Genomic DNA, 19,873 nt, shown 5'->3' on the forward strand with positions numbered 1-19,873 from the left:
TCTGCGGAATGGTTCGGGGCTAGAGGACCTGCTGGCCGTACATCTCGCCGAGCGGATCGGCGATGAGTTCGAGGCGGGCGCCGTCGGGGTCGCGGAAGTAGAGCGACACCTCGCTGTGCTCGACCAGCTCGACCCCGGCGTCGATCAGCTTGATACGCAGGTGATCCCAGCGTTCCTGCTCGACACTGATGGCGACGTGATGCAGCCCGCCGAGCACCTCGGCGTAGGGGCCGACGTCGAGGCCGGGGAAGTCGAAGAAGGCGAGCAGGTTGCCGTTGCCGATGTCGAAGAAGAAGTGCGACGAGCCGGGGTAGTCGCGGTTCTCGATCAGCTCCGTCAACGGGAACTCGAGAACGCCCTGATAGAAGTCGATGGTGCGTTCGACGTCGCTGCTGATGAGCGCGGTGTGGTGCAGACCGCGGGCGGACGACGTCGGCCTCGACTCGGCGGGCTGCAGATGCAGGCCACGCAGGCGCTCGCGCTCGGCCTCGCCACGAGCCGCGCGCTGCTCGATCGTCTCGCTCTCGTGGATACTCATGGTGGCGCCTCCGAGTCGTGGTCCGGCGAAGATCGTTGCGGTGTCAATCACTCATCACCGTAGCCGAAATAATTGCGCCGTCAACTATCTGTCGTAGACTGAGTGCATGGCGAACTGGTTGACGGACGACGAACAGCGTGCCTGGCGCGCCTATCTCGACTCGACCCGGTTGCTCCTGCAGACCCTCGACCGCCAGCTGGTTCGCGAGTCCGGCATCTCGTTCACCGACTTCGAGCTCCTCGTGAAACTGAGCGAGGCGCCCGGCCGCAGCATGCGCATGCGCGACCTCGCCGACGCCGTCACCACCACCCGCAGCGGCGTCACCCGCGCCATCACCCGACTCGTCGACGCCGGGTGGGTCGTGCGCGTCGAGTGCGAGGACGACCGACGCGGCATGTCCGCCGAACTCACCGACGCCGGCATGGAGAAGTTGGCGGCGACCAGCCCCGGCCACGTCGACGCCGTCCGGGAATCCATGTTCGACGTGCTCTCCGACGACGACGTCGACGCCCTCGGCCGCATCTACTCCGACATGCGCGCCCACCTGCAGACCACCGCGCGTCACTAGGCTCGCGGGTATGTCACCCACCGCACTCGTCACGGGCGCCGGCCGCGGACTCGGCGCCGGCATCGCCCGACTGCTCTCCGCCGATCACGACGTGCTGATCGGCGGCACGACGGCCGACTCGGTGGCCACGGTGGCCGAGGAACTCCTCACCGCCACACCGTGGCCCGTCGATCTCACCGACGCCGACGCCCTCCGCGCGGCGACCGCCGACATCGAATCCCTCGACGTCCTGGTGCACAACGCCGGCGTCGCCGACCTCGGGACCGTCGAGGAACTGTCCCTGGCCGACTGGCGACACACGTTCGAGGCCAACGTCTTCGCCGTCGCGGAGCTGACCCGCCTCTTGCTGCCCGCACTCCGGCGCGCTCACGGTCACGTGGTGCTGATCAACTCCGGCGCCGGCCTGCGGGCCAACCCGCGCTGGAGTGCCTACGCCGCCAGCAAGTTCGCGCTTCGCGCGTTCGGCGACGCACTGCGCCAGGAGGAGCCGGACATCCGGGTCACCAGCGTGCATCCGGGTCGCATCGACACCGACATGCAGCGCGCCATCGTTGCCGGTGAGGGCGGGGAGTACGACGGCTCGCGATACCTCACCGTGGACACCGTCGCGCGTGCGGTCCGCCAGGCGATCGACACCCCGGCGGACGCGCACCCGACCGAGATCGTGTTGCGCCCCCGCTGAATTCGGTGGGTCAGTGCTCGGCCTTGACCACCAGCACCGGCACCGGGCAGTCGAGCAGGACACGCTGCACGGTGCTGCCCATGAGGAACTTGCCGACGGCGCTGCGCCGCTTGGATCCGATGACCACCAGCGTCGCCCCGACCTCGGCCGCGAGGTCGACGATCGCCCCGGCCTCGTCGCCGCCGTCCGGCTCGACGCGCGTCGTGAACGCGGTGTCGCCCAGCAGCTCTCGGGCCTGACTCTCGACCGAGTCGCGATCGGCCGGGGACACCTCGTCCGCGTCGAGTACCGAGAGCACCACCAGGTCGTCCCCGCGGAACTGCGCCTCCGCGCCTCCCGCCAGGAGCGCCGCGCGACCCTCGGGGGTGGAGTTCATGGCTACTGCAACGGTCATGGTGTGCCTTTCGGTGAGGTCGGCCCGGCGCCGAACCGATACCAGGGTTGCCCGAATCGGCGGAGCGCGGTAGCCCTTTCCGCGAACCGCGCCGTGCACACTATGCGCACAATTCGGATTGTCTGGACTAAACGGACAGATCACCCATACCGTCCCGAGCTGTGACCGACACCACGTTCCGAAAACCACGCTCATGCAGATCACGCTGACGCGCGCCCTCGGCGCCGTCGCCGTGGCCGCCGCCGTCACGGTGGCCGGTATCGACGCCGCCGGCAGCGCCGGCGGCTCCGACGCCCGCGCCAAGCTGACCCTCGTCGCACCCGCCGCCGCGGGTGGCGGCTGGGACCTGGTGGCCCGAGAGGCCCAGCAGGCGCTTCGCTCCGACGGCATCGTCAACAACGCCCAGGTGGTGAACGTGCCGGGCGCCGGCGGCACCATCGGACTGAGCCAGCTCGAGACGCTGACCGGCCAACCGACGACCGTCATGGTCACCGGCACCGTCATGCTCGGCGGCATCGCGATCAACGACTCGCCGATCACTCTGCAGGACACCGTGCCCATCGCTCGGCTCGCCGAGGACTTCGAGGTGTTCGTGGTTCCCCGCGACTCCCCGTACGAGAACCTCGAGGACTTCCTCGCGGCCTGGCGCGCCAACCCCGGCGGTCTGCCCATCGGCGGCGGCTCGCTCGGCGGCATCGACCACATCGTCTCCGGCCAGCTCGCGCAGCAGGCCGGCATCGACCCCGCGGCCATCAACTACATCGCCTTCTCCGGTGGCGGTGAGGTGCTGACGTCGTTGCTGTCCGACACCGTCGGTGTCGCGGTCAGCGGGTACAACGACTTTCGCGACCAGATCGAGTCCGGCAACGTCCGGGCCCTCGCCGTCGCGGCGCCGGAACCGGTGCCGGGCATCGACACCCCCACCTTCATCGAGCAGGGGTACGACGTCGACCTCGTCAACTGGCGCGGCGTCGTCGCGCCGCCGGGAGTCTCGGACACGGATCGGCAGACGCTGATCGACATCGTCACCGAGATGACCGCCACCGACCAGTGGGCGACGGCCGTCGAGCGCAATCGCTGGAAGGAGTCGGTGCTGACCGGCGACGAGTTCGGCGACTTCCTCGAGGTCGAACAACAACGCATCTCCGACATTCTCCGAGAATTGGGTCTGATATGAGCAGCAACGTGATCACCGACCCGCCGGACACCGGCGCACGGTCCGGACCTCTCACCGGCCGCGCCGGCCTGGTGGTCCCCGCCCTCCTGGTGGCCCTCGGCCTGTTCCTGGTCTACGGCACCGTGACGATGGTCGTCCCGGACACCGCGACGTCACCCGGCCCGCAGGTGTTCCCCGCCATCGTCGCCGGATGCTGCTTCCTCGTCGCGGCTCTCGTTGCGGTGCAGTTGATCCGGCGTCCCGAGCCGGTCGAACTCGGTGTCGACGACGACGGCCGCGCGAACACCGGGACCTTCTCCAACTGGCGCAGCGTCGGTATCACGGTCGGCACCGTCGCCCTGTTCGTCGCGCTGCTCGAGCCGCTCGGCTGGGTACTGGCGGGCGCGTTCCTGTTCTGGGGCGTCTCCGTCGGTCTCGGTGGGCGCCGGTACGTCTTCGACGCGGCGGTGGCGCTGCTCGTGTCGTCGGCCGTGCAACTCGTCTTCTCCGGCGGTCTGGGCCTGACCCTCCCCGGCGGACTGCTGGCGGCGGTGTTCTGATGGATGCCCTCGGCAATCTCCTCGACGGGTTCGGCACCGCCCTCACACCGATGAACCTGGTGTGGGTGGTCGTCGGCGCCCTCCTCGGCACCGCCGTCGGCGTCCTGCCCGGCCTCGGTTCCGCCATGGCCGTCGCACTGCTGCTGCCCGTGACGTTCACCCTCGAGCCGACGTCCGCCCTCATCATGTTCGCCGGCGTCTACTTCGGCGGACTGTTCGGCGATTCCATCTCCGGCATCCTCATGAACACGCCGGGCAACTCCACGGCCATCGCCGGCACCTTCGAGGGCCACCGCATGGCCAAGAACGGCCGTGCGCCACAGGCTCTCGCGACGTCGGCGATCGGCGCGTTCATCGGCGGCATCGTCGCCACCACGCTGGTGGTGTTCTTCGCCCCGACCCTGGCCTCCTTGGCGACCAACTTCGGCCCGGCCGAGTACTTCGCGCTGGCGGTGTTCGCATTCATCGCCACGTCCGCGGTGGTCTCCGATTCGGTGCTCAAGGGCATGTCCGCGTTGCTGATCGGCCTGACCCTGGCCGTCGTCGGCATCGACGGACCCTCCGGCGCATCACGATTCACGTTCGAGGTCCCGGCGCTGTTCGACGGTGTGCACATCGTCGTCATCACCGTCGCCATGCTCGCGCTCGGTGAGGTGATCCACGTGGCCTCGAAGATCGGCAAGCCCGACGACACCACGCTGATCCCCTCGAAGGGCCGCCCGTTCCTGACGCGGTCGGAGTTCCGCGAAGCCCTGCCGGCGTGGATGCGCGGCACCGCGTTCGGCGTGCCGTTCGGCATCATCCCGGCCGGCGGCGCCGAGGTCCCCAGCTTCCTGGCCTACGGCACGGAGCGCCGGTTGGACCGTCGTCGCCCGAACCCCATGTTCGGCAAGGGCGCCATCCGCGGCGTCGCGGGTCCCGAGGCCGCCGGCAACTCGACGGCCGGCACCGCCATGGGCGCGCTCCTCGCCCTCGGTCTGCCGACGTCCGCCACCGCGGCGATTCTGCTGGCCGCGTTCCAGCAGTACGGCATTCAGCCCGGGCCGCTGCTGTTCGACCGCAACGGGGAGATCGTCTGGGCGCTGATCGCCAGCCTGTTCGTCGGCATGGTCGTTCTGCTGATCCTCAACCTGCCGTTCGCGCCGTTGTGGGCCCAGCTGCTGCGGATTCCCAAGAACTACCTGTACGCCGGCATCACCGTGTTCGCCTCGCTCGGTGTCTACGCGTCGAGTGCCTCACTGGTCGACCTGATCCTCATGCTCGGCCTCGGAATCATCGGATTCATGCTGCGGCGCTTCGGGATTCCGCTGGCGCCGGTGTTGATCGCCGTGATCCTCGGGCCGCTCGCCGAGGACTCCCTCCGCCGCGCTCTGGCCGTCAGCGAGGGTGACCCCACCGTCCTCGTCGGCAGCGGCATCACCGTGGTGCTCTACACGCTGATGATCATCGCGGTGGTGTTCTCGGCGGTGACCAAGGTCCGGTCACGGCGGCGGGTGGACTTCTAGGGGGTCCGCCGTCGGGCATGGCCTGCCTGCGTGCACACAGGTCGGCCGGATCGCCGGGAACCCGTCGGTTCGGCGCACCTGTGTGCCGTGGCGCAGGTCTGGGACACTCGGCCGGTGCGGATACGACGTGAACAGCCCTCCGACCGGCCCCGCGTCCTGCGTGTGGTGCACGAGGCGTTCGCGAGCGGCCCCGACGAGCCCGGGGAAGTGGCCCTGACCCGAGCCCTGTTCGACGATCCCGGGTACATCCCCGAGTACTCCCTGGTCGCCACGGCACACGAGCAGGTGATCGGGTACGTGATCGGCACCCGCGGGTACATCGGCGACACTCCGGCCGTGGGGGTCGCGCCCCTGGCCGTGGGCAGGGCGGACCAGCAGAGAGGCGTGGGGTCCGCGCTGATGTGGGCGCTGATCGGGGCCGCGCAGGCGCGGCACGAACCGGCGCTGGTGCTGCTCGGCGAGAACGACTACTACCGGCGGTTCGACTTCGCACCCGCCGCCGGCGAGGGGATCGACGCGCCGGTCGCCTCGTGGGGGCGGTACTTCCAGGCGCTCGTGCTCACCGACGACCCGGTCGCCGGGCCATTCCGATACGCGGAGGCCTTCGGGCTCTGAGGCGGGCCGGCTCGTTCGGGCTCTGAGCCCGACCTGCCTCCGTGCACACACAACGGGACCTCAGCGCCGGGAACCCGTCGATCCACCACTCCTGTGTGCCGCCACGCAGGTCGAGCGGGCGCGTTCACCCCACCGTCACCGCGGTGTGGCTGACTGCTCCGCATGACCTACGACGCGAGCTTCCTCGGTACCGCCGATGCCCTCCCGATCCCGTCGCGCGACGGCCTGGTCACCCTCGACTACACGCACTTCGCGGTGTCGATGGACACCGGGCGTCGGCTGGCGGCCGTGAGCGCGGTGAACATCGACGGCGGCGACCTCCGCGACGTCGAGCGCGGCGACGACTGGCGCCTCGACCCCCGGCTGCCGGCGACGCAGCAGGCGGGGCCGGAGCTGTACTCCGACAACGACCTCGACCGCGGTCACCTGGTTCGGCGCCGCGATCCGGTGTGGGGCGAGGACGCCGAGCGCGCCAATGCCGATACGTTCCACTACACGGTGTGCGCTCCGCAGACGGCGACCCTCAACCAGTCGAAGACGCTGTGGCTCGGGCTCGAGGACTACGTGTTGGACCACGCCCGGCAGTACGAGGAACGGCTCTCGGTGTTCACGGGGTGCTTGTTCGAGTCGGACGATCCGGTGTACCGAGGTGTCCCGATTCCTCGACGGTTCTTCAAGGTCGCGGCGTGGGCGCAGGAGGAGAGCCTCGCCGCCACCGGGTACGTGCTCGACCAGACGGACTCGCTGGGTCCGATCCTCGAGCGCGGCGTCCTGGCCGACGACGTCCCCCCGCTCGGTGCCTACCGCACCTACCAGGTTCCGATCGCGGACATCGCCGCGGCGACGGACCTCGCCATGCCGCTGCTCGTGAATGCGGACCGTCTCGCCGCGGTTCCCGGCGCGCGGCCCGTGCCGTGGATCGAACTGACCGGTCCCGACGACCTGCGCCTGGATCGGTGAGTGCCGGGAATGCCGAGAGCGCACCGCCGGTTCCGCTCGACATGACCACCGAGGAGGGCACCTCGACATGACCACCGAGGACCCCACCGCGCAGATCGTCCGCAGCGCCGACCGGAAGCACTGGTGGGACGGCGCGATCGATTCGTGGCAGTCCTTCCCCGCCACCGGCAACTTCGACCTCGCGAGTGCCGCCCACGGGCTGCTGCTGGTCCACAACGAGGACACCGTCGCGCCCGGCGAGGGGTTCGATCGTCACCACCACCGCAACATGGAGATCGTCACCTGGGTCCTGGACGGGACACTGCGGCACGAGGATTCGGTGGGCAACACCGGCGTCCTCCGACCCGGGGTGATCCAGCGGATGAGCGCGGGCTCCGGCGTCCTGCACTCGGAGCGCAACGCCACCGGGTACACCTCGCGTCGCCCGCTGCGCGTCGTCCAGATGTGGGTCCCGCCGAGCACCCCGGACACGGAGCCGTCCTACGAGGAACGCGACGTGTCCGACGCCCTCGCCGGCGGCGACCTGATCGTGGTCGCGTCCGGCCTGCCCCGCGACGCGGACCGCACCGCGGTCACCCTCGGCAACCGTGACGCGGCCCTGCACGTCGCGAGACCGGCTGCGGGGCAGTCGATCACCGTGCCGGACGCGCCGTTCGTCCACGTCTTCCTCGCGCGCGGCGACGCGACGATGGACGGCGTCGAGCTCCGCCAGGGCGACGCCGTCCGCCTCACCGGCGGCGGCTCGCCCCGCATCACGACGACGTCACCCGGCGAGATCCTGATCTGGGAGATGCACTCCGCGGCGGCGTGAACCGCGTCAGAGAACCACGTTGACCATGCGCCCGGGGACGACGATGACCTTCTTCGGCTCCCCGCCGTTCAGCAGCGCGACGATCTTCTCGTCGGCCAGCGCCGCCGCCTGCACCGCCTCGCGAGACGCATCCGCCGCCACGCTGATCCGGCTGCGGACCTTGCCGTTGACCTGGATGGGGTAGTCGACGGTGTCGTCGACCAGCCACGTCTCGTCGGCCACCGGGAAGGGTCCGTGGGCCAGCGATCCGTCGTGCCCGAGAACCGACCACAGCTCCTCGGCGATGTGCGGCGCCAGGGGCGCGAGCATCAGCACCAGCGGCTCCACGGCGCTGCGCGGAGCGCCGCCCGGGTACTCCTTGGTCAGGTGGTTGGTCAGCTCGATGAGCTTCGCCCCGGCCGTGTTGTCCCGCAGCGCAGCGTAATCCGCGTCGACGCCCTCGATCGCCCGGTTCACCGCGCGCAGGGTGTCGTCCGACGGAGCATCGTCGGTGACCCGCAGCGCTCCGGTCTCCTCGTCGACCACGAGCCGCCACACGCGCTGCAGGAATCGCTGCGCGCCGACGACGTCCTTGGTGGCCCAGGGGCGCGAGGTGTCCAGCGGACCCATCGACATCTCGTACACCCGCAGGGTGTCCGCGCCGTACTCGGTGAAGATCTCGTCGGGCGAGACGGAGTTCTTGAGCGACTTGCCCATCTTCCCGTACTCGCGGTTCACCGGCTGGTCCTGGAAGAAGTACTGCCCGTCGCGCTCGACCACCTCGTCGGCCGGGACGTACACCCCGCGGGCGTCGGTGAAGGCGTAGGCCTGGATGTAGCCCTGGTTGTACAGGCGGCGGTACGGCTCCTTCGAACTCACGTGTCCGAGGTCGAACAGCACCTTGTGCCAGAAGCGGGCATAGAGCAGGTGCAGCACAGCGTGTTCCACACCGCCGACGTAGAGGTCGAGACCACCGGGATCGTTCTCGCCGTGGACGTCCGGCCGCGGGCCCATCCAGTACGCCTCGTTCTCCGGGGCGCACAGTGCGTCGGCGTTGGTGGGGTCGATGTACCGCAGCTGGTACCACGAGCTGCCCGCCCACTGCGGCATGACGTTGGTGTCGCGGGTGTAGGTCTGCAGGCCGTCACCGAGGTCGAGATCGACGTGCACCCACTCCGTCGCCTTGGCCAGCGGCGGCGAGGGCTCGCTGTTGGCGTCGTCGGGGTCGAACGACACCGGCGCGTAGTCCTCGACGTCCGGGAGTTCCACCGGGAGAGCGGAATCGGGCAGCGCGTGCGCGTGACCGTCGGCGTCGTAGACCACCGGGAAGGGCTCGCCCCAGTACCGCTGCCGGGCGAACAGCCAGTCCCGCAGCTTGTACTGGATGGTGCCGCGCCCGGTGCCCTTCTCCTCGAGCTGGGCGATCACCCGCGTCTTGGCCTCGTCGACCGTCAGGCCGTCGAGATCGCCCGACGAGACGAGCGTGCCGTCGCCCGTCCACGCTGCCTCGGTGACGTCGCCGCCCGAGATGACCTGCACCACGGGCAGTCCGAACGCCGTCGCGAATTCCCAGTCCCGCTGATCGTGCGCGGGGACGGCCATGATCGCGCCGGTGCCGTAGCCGGTGAGCACGTAGTCGGCCACGAACACCGGCACGGACTCGCCGGTGACGGGATTGACCGCGTAGGACCCGGTGAAGACGCCCGTCTTCTCCTTGTTCTCCTGCCGTTCGAGGTCGGACTTCGCGGCGATGGCACGGCGGTAAGCGCCGATCGCCTGCAGCGGCGTGCCCTCCCCGAGAGTCCAGCGCGGATCGACGTCCGCCGGCCAGGCGACGGCCGTGATGTCGTCCACCAGAGGGTGTTCCGGAGCGAGGACGACGTAGGTGGCGCCGTGGAGCGTGTCCGGTCGCGTGGTGAAGACCTCGATACCGGCGGTGCCCGTGCCGTGCGGCAGCTGGGCGTCGAACCGCACCTGGGCACCGCGCGAGCGCCCGATCCAGTTGCGCTGCATGGTCTTGACCTTCTCGGGCCAGTCCAGCAGGTCCAGATCGTCGATGAGCCGGTCGGAGTACGCGGTGATACGCATCATCCACTGACGCAGGTTCTTTCGGAAGACCGGGAAGTTGCCGCGGTCGCTGCGGCCGTCGGCGGTGACCTCCTCGTTGGCCAGCACCGTGCCCAGGCCGGGGCACCAGTTGACCAGCGAATTCGACTGGTAGACCAGCCGATACCCGTCGATCACCTCGCGGCGCTCGGCGGGCGAGAGCGCGGACCAGGCCCGGCCGTCGTCGGGAGTCCGCGTCCCGGACTCGAATTCGGCCTCCAACTCGGCGACGGGACGCGCGCGACCCGCCTCGGCGTCGTACCAGGCTCCGTGGATCTGCAGGAAGATCCACTGGGTCCAGTGGTAGAAGTCGACGTCCGTCGTCGCGACCGACCGGCGCATGTCGTGGCCCAGCCCGAGCCGACCGAGCTGCCGCCGCATGTTCGCGATGTTCGCCTCGGTGGTGGTGCGCGGGTGCGTCCCGGTCTGGACGGCGTACTGCTCGGCCGGCAGCCCGAAGGCGTCGTAGCCGAGGGTGTGGAGCACGTTGCGTCCGCGCATGCGGTGGTAGCGGGCGAACACGTCGGTGGCGATGTACCCCAGCGGGTGCCCGACGTGCAGACCGCTGCCCGACGGGTACGGGAACATGTCCTGGACGAAGAGCTTGTCGGCCGGGAGCTCGCCGTCGGTGGCGAGATCGCCCACCGGGTTGGGCGCCGCGAACGTCTCCTCGTCGGCCCAGCGCTTCTGCCACCGCGCCTCGATGGAGCCCGCGAGGTCCGCCGTGTAGCGGTGTCCGGGCGTCGTCTCGGCGGTGGGGTCAGGCTGCGAAGTCACGCGACCAGCGTAAAGCGTGCCCCGGGCCGTGATCGGCCCGGTCACCGACGGACCGTAAACTGGACCCCGTGATCGTCGTGTCCGTGATTCTGTTCGTCCTGCTCCTGGCCGCCGCCGTCGCCCTCGGCGTGGTCGCGGTCCTCGGGCTGCGCGGGCGTCTGCGTCGCAACGCCCTGGTCGGCGTGCGTACCGAGGCGAGCATGGCCAGCGACGAGTCCTTCGCCCTCGCCAACAAGGTGGCCGCGCCCACCACCGCGGCCGCTGCCGTGATGCTGCTGCTCGGCGCCGTCGCCGCGATCGCGCCCGGTGGGCTCTTCGGTGTCCTCGCCGCGGCCGTCACCACGGCCGCCGCACTGGTCTCCGCCGCATACGGCGGCACCATGGGCACCCGCGCCGCGGCCGCCGCCGCGGCCGCCCCCGACGAGCAGGGCGGCTGCGGCCATTCCTGCATCTCGTGCAGCCTCAAGGACGCCTGCAAGCCCGCCTGACATGGGACCGGTGCGGCGACTCGCCGCGGTTCTGGACGGCTTCGTCCTCGCGATCTTCGGCGTCGCCGCCGTCGCGACCCTGCTGCCCGCGACCGGACGCGCGTCCGACGTCCTGCACGCGGTCACCGTCGCCGCGATCGCGCTGCTGTTCTTCCTCTACGGCACCCGGCTCTCCCCGCGCGACGCCCTCGACGGCCTCACGCACTGGCGCCTGCACGCCGTCGTCCTCGGATGCACGTACCTGCTGTTCCCGCTGCTCGGGCTGGCCATGCGCATCCTCGCGCCGACGATCCTCACCGACGAGCTGTACACCGGCTTGCTGTACCTCTGCCTGGTCCCGTCGACCATCCAGTCGTCCATCGCGTTCACCTCGATCGCCCGCGGGAACGTCGCCGGCGCCGTCGTCAGCGCGTCGGTCTCCAACCTGCTGGGCGTCGTCGTCACGCCGTTACTCGTGGTCCTGCTCGTGACGACGACGGGGGAGGCGAGCGTCGACGCCTCCGCGATCGGCGACATCCTCCTGCAGCTGTTGGTGCCGTTCCTGCTCGGCCAGCTCGCCCGTCGTCGCATCGCCGGGTGGGTGCAGCGGCACGCGTCGGCCACCAAGCTCGTCGACCGCGGCTCGATACTGCTGGTCGTCTACGCCGCGTTCAGCGTCTCCCGTGTGCAGGGCGTGTGGTCGGTGCTCTCGCCGTGGCGCATCGCCGCGGTGGTCGCCGTGTGCAGCGTGCTGCTGGCGGTGGTGCTCGGACTGACCGAGCTGATCGGCCGGCTGTGCCGGTTCGACCGCGCCGACCGCATCGTGGTGCTGTTCTGCGGCTCCAAGAAGTCACTGGCCAGCGGGCTGCCGATCGCCTCGGTGCTCTTCGCCGGCCAGCCCATCGGCATCATCGTGCTGCCGTTGCTGATCTTCCACCAGATCCAGCTGGTGGTGTGCGCGATGCTGGCCGCGCGGTACGAGCGGCAGGCGATCAGGGACGCCGCATCGACTTCCTGATCTCCTCGAGGCGCGCCTTGCCGGCCCGCTCGCGCTCCGCGAACTTCTCCGCCTCCGTGCGGCCGACGGCACTCTCGGCGTCCAACTCGGCCGCACCCATGGCCGTCCCGGATCGACCCTCGACGCGCTCGCGAACCCCGTCCCACGTGGGGACGCCATCCGCGGTCCAGGGCGTTCCCGCCACGGTGCCGGGGGCGGCGAGACCGGGTTCGGTGACACCGACGCCCACCGGCGGGCCGACCGGGTCGTCGACGATCTCCGCGTCGACCGTGACGCCGGGTTCCGGTCCCGCGAGCAGAGACGACGCCGCCTCCCGCACCGCGGCCAGCGCGGGGCGAGAGGCGGTGAGCGCCACCACGGTCTCGAGCACCTCGCGATCGGAGGGGGTGGAGTCGGTGGGCGTGGTGGCGTCGTCGGTCATGGCGTCGAGGGTAGGCCCGAACCGTTACGGCGTCGGCCCGCCGACGCCCGGTGTCACGGCGTCGGCATGCCGCCGTTGACGTTGAGGGTGTCGCCGGTGACGTAGCTCGACTCTGCGGAGGAGAGGTAGACGTACGCCGCGGCCAGCTCGGCCGGCTGACCCGCGCGGCCCAGCGGTGTCTCCTGGCCGAATTCGGGCAGCGCCGACGTCGGCTGTCCGCCGGACGCCTGCAACGGCGTCCAGAACGGTCCCGGCGCCACGACGTTCACGCGAATGCCGCGGGGCGCGAGCTGCTGGGCGAGCGCCTTGCTCATGGTGTTGATGGCCATCTTGGTGGTCGCGTAGTCCACGAGTCCCGGCGACGGCGTGTAGGCCTGGATCGAGCTGGTGGTGACGATGGTCGACCCCGCCGGCATGTGCGGCACGGCCTCCTGCACGATCCAGAACAGCGAGTAGACGTTGGTCTTGAACGTGGCGTCGAACTGCTCCGGAGACAGATCCTCGAGCTTCTCGACGTACTGCTGCTTGCCCGCGACGGCGACGAGGAGATCGATGCCGCCGAAGGCGTCGACGGTGGTGCGGACGAGGCCGCGGGTGGCCTGCTCGTCGGTCAGGTCGGCGGGGGCGAGGACGGCGGTCCGGCCGGCCTCGCGCACCAGCTCGGCGACCTCCTGTGCGTCCTGTTCCTCGGACGGGAGGTAGTTGAGGACGACGTCGGCACCTTCGCGGGCGAGGGCGATGGCGACGGCGCGTCCGATGCCGGAATCGGCACCGGTGACGAGCGCCTTGCGGCCGGTCAGTCGGCCGGTGCCGCGGTAGGACCGTTCGCCGTGGTCGGCGCGCGGCTCGAGGTCGGCGGCGAGGCCGGGCGGGTCTTGGTGCTGCTCGGGAAAACCGTCCTGGTGGTACTGCGTCACGGGGTCGGTGAAGGTGTACTGATCGGTCACGGCAAGGCTCCAACCGGGGGTGGTGGACGGAATGGGAACGAGGCGACGGGTGGTTTCCATCGGGTCGCTGCTGCCGCATGCCCGGCCGGCGTCGGCGGCAAACGACCCCCGGTGGGGTGTGGCGAACGACCCCCGGTGTGGTGTGGCGATCGGCCGCCCGGGTACTCGCGGCGCATGGCGAAGTTCCCCGGCGCGGCGACGTTCGTGCCCGACACCCTCGATCTGGCCGACCTCGCGACGTCGGCGCGGGAGTGCCGCGGATGCGATCTCTGGGAGCCGGCGGAGCACGTGGTGTTCGGCGCGGGCTCGGCCGGAGCGCGCATGATGCTGGTCGGCGAGCAGCCCGGTGACCAGGAGGACAGGCGGGCCGCACCCTTCGTCGGACCCGCCGGCATCCTGCTGAACCGCGCTCTGGCGCAGGCGGACATCGATCGGGAGGTCACCTACGTGACCAATGCGGTGAAGCACTTCAAGTTCACCCGCGGGTCGGGCCCGCGGCGCATCCACCAGAAGCCGCTGCGCTCGGAGGTCACGGCGTGTCACCCCTGGTTGCAGGCCGAACTCCGGGCCGTCGATCCGGAGGTGGTGGTGCTGCTCGGCGCGACGGCCGCGCAGGCGCTGATGGGCCCGTCGTTCCGGATCGGGGCGAGCCGCGGGGAGGTCCTCGCGCTCGGGGACGCGAAAGCCGTTGCCACCGTGCATCCGTCGGCCGTCCTGCGGACCGACGACGCCGACCGCGACGCGGCGTTCGACGGCCTGGTCGCCGATCTCCGCATCGCGGCCGGTCTGTTGAGGTGACCCCCGCGCCCGCCCGACTCCCCGTAGCGTGGCGAGGGTGACGGACACTCATCCCGACGGCACCATCGCGCCTGCGTACACCGGCCGGTTGGCGAACGATCCCGTGCCGGCCCTCCGGCTTCCCACCGACCGCACCGATCCCGACGCGGTCTACCGCTTCGTGCACGACGAGTTGATGCTCGACGGCAGTTCCCGGCTGAACCTGGCGACGTTCGTCACCACGTACATGGAACCGCAGGCCGAGAAGCTCATGGCCGAGACGTTCGACAAGAACATGATCGACAAGGACGAGTACCCGGCGACGGCGGCGATCGAGCAGCGCTGCGTCAACATGGTGGCCGATCTGTGGAACGCGCCGAACCTCGACCCGACCGATCCGTCCAGTGCCACCGGGGTGTCGACCATCGGCTCGTCCGAGGCCGTCATGCTCGCCGGGTTGGCCCTCAAGTGGCAGTGGCGCGCACGGCGGCAGGAGGCCGACGCCGACGCGACGCGGCCGAACCTGGTGCTGGGCACCAACGTTCAGGTGGTCTGGGAGAAGTTCTGCCGGTACTTCGACGTGGAGCCGATCTACCTCGACATGGAGCCGGGCCGCTACGTCGTCACGCCCGACCAGGTCCGGGACGCGGTGAACGAGAACACCATCGGCGTCGTCGCCATCCTGGGAACCACGTTCACCGGTGAACTCGAGGCGGTTCGCGAGATCACCGAGGCGCTCGACGACGTGGCCGCGGCGGGCGGGCCGGACGTGCCCGTGCACGTCGACGCCGCCAGCGGCGGGTTCGTCGTCCCCTTCCTCGACCCCGATCTGCTGTGGGACTTCCGCCTGCCGCGGGTCAAGTCGATCAACGCCAGCGGCCACAAGTACGGATTGACCTATCCGGGACTGGGTTTCGTGGTCTGGCGCGAGGCGCAGGACCTCCCCGACGATCTGGTGTTCCACGTGAACTACCTCGGCGGGGACATGCCGACCTTCACGCTGAACTTCTCCCGCCCCGGCAACCAGGTGGTGGGGCAGTACTACAACTTCCTGCGTCTGGGACGACGCGGGTACACCGACGTCATGGCGTCGCTCCGCGCGACGGCCACCCGCGTGGCCGGGCGCCTGGCGGCGTCGGACACCTTCGACGTCATCGGCGACGGGCAGGCTCTCCCGGTGGTCGCGTTCGCGCTGCGGGGGGACCCGGGCTTCACCGTGTTCGACATCTCGCACGAGCTGCGGGCACGCGGCTGGCAGGTACCGGCGTACACGATGCCCGCCCGCGCCGAGGACGTCGCCGTCCTGAGAATCGTGGTGCGCGAGGGCTTCTCGGCCGACCTCGCCCGGCAGCTGTGCGACGCGATCGATCAGGTGGTGGCGTCACTGCGTGATCGCGGCGGGCACTCGCACGCCCGCGCGTTCGCGCACTGACCGGCGTGCCCCGGCGCCCGGACGCGCTCCGGTCAGTTGCGGGACGTGTCGATCGGGTGGGTGGCCAGCATCGCGAGCGGCATCGGCTGCCGACGCAGGACGCGCGCCCAGAGGTCGACCCGGGCCGGCCCGACGACGTCGGTCGGCAACGCCGACACCACCATCCAGTCGTCGCGCTCGAGTTCGCCCTCGAGCTGACCGAGCGTCCAGCCGGAGTAGCCGGCGAAGACGCGCATGCCGTCGACGAGCGACGCGACGACGGTGGGGTCGGAGTCCAGATCGACCATGACCACACGGCCGTCGACGCGGCGCAGTCCCGGCACGTTCTCGGTGGACACGCCGCGGCGCAGCGTCGCCAGACACAGGGCGGAGTCGCGCTTGACGGGTCCGCCCACGTACAGGGCCTTCGGCGCACTCGTCAGCGCCGCCCATTGCGGGAGGACGTCGTGCACCGCGGTGTCGCTCGGCCGGTTCAGCACCACCCCGAGACTGCCCGCGTCGTTGTGCTCGATGACGTAGACGACGGTGCGCCGGAACGTGGGCTCCACCAGCTCGTTGGACGAGATCAGCAAGCTTCCGGGCCGCACGGCGTGGTCGGGCGTCGCCGTCCGGTCCTCCGGGTCCTCTGCGTGTGCCACCGTCTCATCATGGCACCGGCGACCGCGCGGCGCCGCGAGACCGGAGGGCCCGCATGAACGGAATCCTGGCCGGTCTGCGCGTGGTCGCGCGCGCCCCCGACGCACGCCGCCTCGCGCTCGTTCGACTGGCGACGCAGTTCGGTGACGGCATGGTGCAGGCGGCGCTGGGCGGAGTCGTGCTCTTCGACCCCGCGCGGGCCGCCGACCCCCTCACGATCGCTGCCGGCTTCGCCGTCCTGTTGCTGCCCTACTCGCTGGTGGGGCCCGTCGCCGGCGTCGCGTTGGATCGTCTCGACCGCCGCGCCGTGCTGATCGGGGCCGGACTGGCCAAGACCGCGCTGATCGTGCTGGCGACGGTGTTGTTGCTGGTGGACGCGTCGACCGCGGCCGTCCTGGTGACCGCCCTCGTCCTCGTCGGGATCAGCCGCTTCGTCCTCGCGGGGATGTCGGCCGCGCTGCCGCGGGTCGTGGCGACGGACGCACTGGTCCCGACCAACTCCGCGCTGGTCACCCTGGGCGCGGTGACCGCTGCCACCGGGGCCGCCGTCGCCACCACGGTCCTCGCTCTCGCCGGTCCGACGGGCGTTCCGGCCGCCGTCGCGACCGCGGTGTCCGCTCTCGGCGCCGTCGTCGCCGCCCTTCTCGCCCGTCGGTTCCCGGCCGGTCGGCTCGGTCCGGCCGGGGACCGCACCGCCGAGCGCCACGAGTCCGGGGGAATCGTCGGCGTCGGACGCGGCGTCGCGACGGGTCTGCGCACCGTCGCCGCGACGCCGACCGTGCGTTCGGCGCTGCTCGGTGTCGGCGCGCACCGCATCGTCTTCGGGATCGACACCGTCGTGACGATCCTGGTGCTCCGCGACGCGGCGACCACCGAGCGCGCGACCGTGCTGCCGGTGGGCATCGCGGGATTCGGACTGGCCGTCACCGCGACCGCGACGGGACTGTTCGTCGCCGCCCTCACCACCCCGATCCTGCGCCCCCGCCTGGGTGCCCGCCGACTGACGGCCTCGGCGTTGGTTCTCGCCGCCGTCGTCCAGGGAACCCTGGTGATCACGCTGGAACCCGACCTGCTCGTCGTCGGCGCCTTCGTCCTCGGCGTGGCCGGCCAGACCGTCAAGCTCAGTGCCGACGCCGCCTTGCAGACCGACGTCGACGATCGCCGCCGAGGCCGCGTGTTCGCCCTGCAGGACACCGTGTTCAACGCCGCGTTCGTCGCGGCGGTGGCCGCCGTGGCCGTTGCGTTCGGCCCGGTGAGCACCGCGTCCGGCATCGTGGAGCTCGTCGCCGTGGGAGTCGGCGCGGCGATCTACCTCGTCGCCGCCGTGATCGTCGCGAGCTCGCCCGTCACTCGGCCTGCTCCGCCGAACGACGAGAGTTCCACCACGCCACCAATTCTCGCTCCGCCTCGTCGCGGTCCAGCGGACCCCGATCCAGACGAAGTTCCTTGAGGAACCGCCAGGCCCGGCCCACCTCGGGACCGGCCGGAATGTCGAGCAGCTCCATGATCGCGTTGCCGTCGAGGTCCGGACGCACCCGCGCCAAATCCTCCTGGGCGGCCAGGCGCTCGATCCGCGCCTCGAGGTCGTCGTACGTCGCCTGCAGCGCCGCCGCGCGCCGCTTGTTGCGCGTCGTGCAGTCCGCCCGCACCAACTTGTGGAGGCGGGGGAGCAGGTCGCCGGCGTCGGTCACGTAGCGCCGCACCGCCGAATCCGTCCACTGCCCCTTGCCGTATCCGTGGAAGCGCAGGTGCAGGAACACCAGCTGGGCGATGTCGTCCGCCGCCTTCTTCGGGTACTTCAGCGCCCGCAACCGACGCCGCACCATCTTGGCGCCGACCACCTCGTGGTGGTGAAAACTGACGCCGCCACCCGGCTCGTTACGCTTGGTGTCCGGCTTGCCGATGTCGTGCAGCAACGCCGCCCACCGCAGAATCGGATCCGGATCGCCCTCCTCGAGGTCGATCGCCTGCTGCAGCACCGTGAGCGAGTGCCAGTACACGTCCTTGTGCTGGTGGTGCTCGTCGATCTCGAGCTTCATCGCCGGCACCTCCGGGACGATGCGCTGCGCGATGCCTGTGTCGCACAACGCTTCCACCCCGTCCACGGCGTGTTCGCCGAGGATCAGCTTGTCCAGCTCCGCCGTGATGCGCTCGACGGTGATGCGATCGATCTGCGCTGCCATCTCCCGCACCGCCGTCCGCACTCGCGGCATGAGGGCGAACCCCAGCTGGGACACGAACCGGGCCGCCCGCAGCATGCGCAGGGGATCGTCGGCGAACGAGACCTCGGGGGCACTCGGTGTGTCCAGCACCCCCTCGAGCAGCGCGTCCAGCCCGCCGAGCGGATCGACCAACTCGCCGGCGCCGTCGGCGTCCACCCGCACGGCCATCGCGTTCACCGTGAAATCGCGGCGCACCAGATCGTCCGCCAGCGTCGACCCGTACCGCACGACGGGGTTGCGCGAGACCCGGTCGTACGCGTCGCTCCGGAACGTCGTGATCTCGATCTGCCGACCGTTCTTCACCGCGCTGACGGTGCCGAACTCGATGCCGGTGTCCCACTGATGGTCCGCCCAGCCGGCCAGCAACGCCTGCGTGTGCTCCGGGAGCGCGTTGGTGGTGAAGTCCAGATCGGTGTTCAACCGGCCGAGCAGCGCGTCGCGCACACTGCCGCCGACCAGGAACAGCTCGTAACCCGCCGCGGCGAACAGCGAGCCCAGGGGACGCAGAATGTCGTCGTGCGCCCGGAGCGCCACGGTCCCCGACGCGAGCAGACGCGCGCGTCGGTCGGGATCCGGTACGGAAGTGGACACGTCGCAACACCCTACCGACGACGCCCGGCGCCACCCGAGCACGGCGGTGACCGGGTGGAGGACGCGCCACGGACACCGGCGACGTGCCCGTCGGCAACTAGTATCGATCGGGTGTCCGGTCCCGAACGAGCCAAGCGAACCCGTCGCGGTGTGCGACGGCGTGGGCGCGGCGACGCGGCGGGCCGGACCGGCGATCGACCCACCCTCCGCACCGTGCGGGAGACGTCGGCCGGCGGACTCGTCGTCGACGGGCTGGGCGGCCCGCCCGAACGCCTCTGCGCGGCTCTGATCGGCCGCACCGACCGACGCGGGCGCCTGCTCTGGTCCCTCCCCAAGGGGCACATCGAACGCGGTGAGACCCCCGAACAGACCGCCGAGCGCGAGGTCGCGGAGGAAACGGGCATCAACGGCACCGTGCTCGCGCCGCTCGGGAGCATCGACTACTGGTTCGTCACCGAGGGCCGGCGCGTCCACAAGACCGTGCACCACTACCTCCTGCGCTTCACCGGCGGCGAACTGTCCGACGAGGACGTCGAGGTCACCGAGGTCGCCTGGGTGCCGCTCGCCGAACTCCACACCCGGCTCGCCTACGCCGACGAGCGCAAACTCGCCGCTCGGGCCGGGGACCTCATCGACCGGATGGCCACCGACCCGCAGGCCGTCATGCCCCCACCGACTCAGCCCTCCGACCTGCCCGCCCCCGAATGAGGC

Annotated in this window: 21 protein-coding genes; 14 read left to right on the forward strand and 7 right to left on the reverse strand. The window is 70.7% G+C overall.

What is annotated here, in order from left to right; translation table 11 throughout:
* Nucleotides 1-19: 19 nt before the first annotated feature.
* Complete coding sequence (locus HQ603_RS16635) at nt 20-538, reverse strand: VOC family protein (protein ID WP_222685877.1); 519 nt, start codon at nt 536-538, stop codon at nt 20-22.
* Between the two features lie 106 nt (nt 539-644).
* Here HQ603_RS16635 and HQ603_RS16640 point away from each other — a divergent pair, with 106 nt between their 5' ends.
* Complete coding sequence (locus tag HQ603_RS16640; RefSeq protein ID WP_222685878.1) at nt 645-1,106, forward strand: MarR family winged helix-turn-helix transcriptional regulator; 462 nt, start codon at nt 645-647, stop codon at nt 1,104-1,106.
* Between the two features lie 10 nt (nt 1,107-1,116).
* Nucleotides 1,117-1,788, forward strand: coding sequence for an SDR family oxidoreductase (locus HQ603_RS16645; protein ID WP_222685879.1), 672 nt, complete (start codon nt 1,117-1,119; stop codon nt 1,786-1,788).
* Nucleotides 1,789-1,798: 10 nt separating this feature from the next.
* Here the strand turns inward: HQ603_RS16645 and HQ603_RS16650 are convergent, their stop codons facing one another.
* Complete coding sequence (locus HQ603_RS16650) at nt 1,799-2,182, reverse strand: universal stress protein (RefSeq protein ID WP_222685880.1); 384 nt, start codon at nt 2,180-2,182, stop codon at nt 1,799-1,801.
* Nucleotides 2,183-2,375: 193 nt separating this feature from the next.
* Here HQ603_RS16650 and HQ603_RS16655 point away from each other — a divergent pair, with 193 nt between their 5' ends.
* The 6 genes from HQ603_RS16655 (at nt 2,376) to HQ603_RS16680 (ending at nt 7,789) form a co-directional block, all read left to right on the forward strand.
* Nucleotides 2,376-3,359, forward strand: a complete 984-nt coding sequence (locus HQ603_RS16655; RefSeq protein ID WP_222685881.1) for a Bug family tripartite tricarboxylate transporter substrate binding protein — start codon at nt 2,376-2,378, stop codon at nt 3,357-3,359.
* A complete protein-coding gene (locus tag HQ603_RS16660; RefSeq protein WP_222685882.1) occupies nt 3,356-3,898 on the forward strand; it encodes a tripartite tricarboxylate transporter TctB family protein in 543 nt (180 codons plus the stop codon). The genes HQ603_RS16655 and HQ603_RS16660 overlap by 4 nt, the downstream gene beginning before the upstream one ends.
* Entirely contained in the window at nt 3,898-5,403 is a 1,506-nt protein-coding gene (locus tag HQ603_RS16665) for a tripartite tricarboxylate transporter permease (protein ID WP_222685883.1), read from the forward strand. The genes HQ603_RS16660 and HQ603_RS16665 overlap by 1 nt, the downstream gene beginning before the upstream one ends.
* A gap of 114 nt (nt 5,404-5,517) precedes the next feature.
* On the forward strand, nt 5,518-6,018 hold the full coding sequence (locus tag HQ603_RS16670; RefSeq protein WP_222685884.1) for a GNAT family N-acetyltransferase: 501 nt from the start codon (nt 5,518-5,520) through the stop codon (nt 6,016-6,018).
* A gap of 162 nt (nt 6,019-6,180) precedes the next feature.
* On the forward strand, nt 6,181-6,978 hold the full coding sequence (locus HQ603_RS16675) for a DNA/RNA non-specific endonuclease (protein WP_222685885.1): 798 nt from the start codon (nt 6,181-6,183) through the stop codon (nt 6,976-6,978).
* A gap of 67 nt (nt 6,979-7,045) precedes the next feature.
* Nucleotides 7,046-7,789 (forward strand): pirin family protein, encoded by a 744-nt coding sequence (locus HQ603_RS16680; protein WP_222685886.1) that lies wholly within the window; start codon nt 7,046-7,048, stop codon nt 7,787-7,789.
* 6 nt (nt 7,790-7,795) lie between these two features.
* Here HQ603_RS16680 and leuS read toward each other — a convergent pair whose 3' ends face one another.
* The gene (leuS, locus tag HQ603_RS16685) at nt 7,796-10,651 is read right to left on the reverse strand and encodes a leucine--tRNA ligase (RefSeq protein ID WP_222685887.1); all 2,856 of its coding nucleotides are present in this window, start codon (nt 10,649-10,651) and stop codon (nt 7,796-7,798) included.
* A 68-nt stretch (nt 10,652-10,719) separates the two neighbouring features.
* Here leuS and HQ603_RS16690 point away from each other — a divergent pair, with 68 nt between their 5' ends.
* Both HQ603_RS16690 and HQ603_RS16695 read left to right on the forward strand, forming a co-directional pair.
* Nucleotides 10,720-11,139, forward strand: coding sequence for an SdpI family protein (locus HQ603_RS16690; RefSeq protein WP_222685888.1), 420 nt, complete (start codon nt 10,720-10,722; stop codon nt 11,137-11,139).
* Between the two features lies 1 nt (nt 11,140).
* Nucleotides 11,141-12,136, forward strand: coding sequence for a bile acid:sodium symporter family protein (locus HQ603_RS16695; RefSeq protein ID WP_261773970.1), 996 nt, complete (start codon nt 11,141-11,143; stop codon nt 12,134-12,136).
* On the opposite strand, the gene HQ603_RS16700 is transcribed toward HQ603_RS16695, so the two are convergent.
* Nucleotides 12,111-12,557, reverse strand: coding sequence for a hypothetical protein (locus HQ603_RS16700; RefSeq protein WP_222685889.1), 447 nt, complete (start codon nt 12,555-12,557; stop codon nt 12,111-12,113). The genes HQ603_RS16695 and HQ603_RS16700 overlap by 26 nt on opposite strands.
* 53 nt (nt 12,558-12,610) lie before the next feature.
* Nucleotides 12,611-13,564, reverse strand: a complete 954-nt coding sequence (locus HQ603_RS16705) for a glucose 1-dehydrogenase (RefSeq protein WP_222685890.1) — start codon at nt 13,562-13,564, stop codon at nt 12,611-12,613.
* 114 nt (nt 13,565-13,678) lie between these two features.
* Between HQ603_RS16705 and HQ603_RS16710 the strand changes: the two genes are divergently transcribed.
* Together HQ603_RS16710 and HQ603_RS16715 are read left to right on the forward strand one after the other, a co-directional pair.
* A complete protein-coding gene (locus HQ603_RS16710) occupies nt 13,679-14,302 on the forward strand; it encodes a UdgX family uracil-DNA binding protein (protein WP_222685891.1) in 624 nt (207 codons plus the stop codon).
* 37 nt (nt 14,303-14,339) lie between these two features.
* Nucleotides 14,340-15,713 carry a glutamate decarboxylase gene (locus tag HQ603_RS16715; protein ID WP_222685892.1) on the forward strand — a complete coding sequence of 458 codons (1,374 nt, stop codon included), beginning with the start codon at nt 14,340-14,342 and terminating at the stop codon, nt 15,711-15,713.
* Between the two features lie 32 nt (nt 15,714-15,745).
* On the opposite strand, the gene HQ603_RS16720 is transcribed toward HQ603_RS16715, so the two are convergent.
* Complete coding sequence (locus HQ603_RS16720; protein WP_222685893.1) at nt 15,746-16,351, reverse strand: YqgE/AlgH family protein; 606 nt, start codon at nt 16,349-16,351, stop codon at nt 15,746-15,748.
* Nucleotides 16,352-16,404: 53 nt separating this feature from the next.
* Between HQ603_RS16720 and HQ603_RS16725 the strand changes: the two genes are divergently transcribed.
* Nucleotides 16,405-17,799 carry an MFS transporter gene (locus HQ603_RS16725; RefSeq protein ID WP_222685894.1) on the forward strand — a complete coding sequence of 465 codons (1,395 nt, stop codon included), beginning with the start codon at nt 16,405-16,407 and terminating at the stop codon, nt 17,797-17,799.
* On the opposite strand, the gene HQ603_RS16730 is transcribed toward HQ603_RS16725, so the two are convergent.
* On the reverse strand, nt 17,696-19,162 hold the full coding sequence (locus tag HQ603_RS16730; protein ID WP_222685895.1) for a CCA tRNA nucleotidyltransferase: 1,467 nt from the start codon (nt 19,160-19,162) through the stop codon (nt 17,696-17,698). The two genes, HQ603_RS16725 and HQ603_RS16730, sit on opposite strands and share 104 nt — an antisense overlap.
* Nucleotides 19,163-19,273: 111 nt before the next feature.
* Between HQ603_RS16730 and HQ603_RS16735 the strand changes: the two genes are divergently transcribed.
* Nucleotides 19,274-19,870: an NUDIX hydrolase gene (locus HQ603_RS16735; protein ID WP_222685896.1), complete on the forward strand. Its 597-nt coding sequence runs from the start codon at nt 19,274-19,276 to the stop codon at nt 19,868-19,870.
* The last annotated feature ends 3 nt before the right edge of the window (nt 19,871-19,873 follow it).

The organism is Rhodococcoides corynebacterioides (genome assembly GCF_019834675.1).
GTDB classification, from domain to species: Bacteria; Actinomycetota; Actinomycetes; order Mycobacteriales; family Mycobacteriaceae; genus Rhodococcoides; species Rhodococcoides corynebacterioides_A.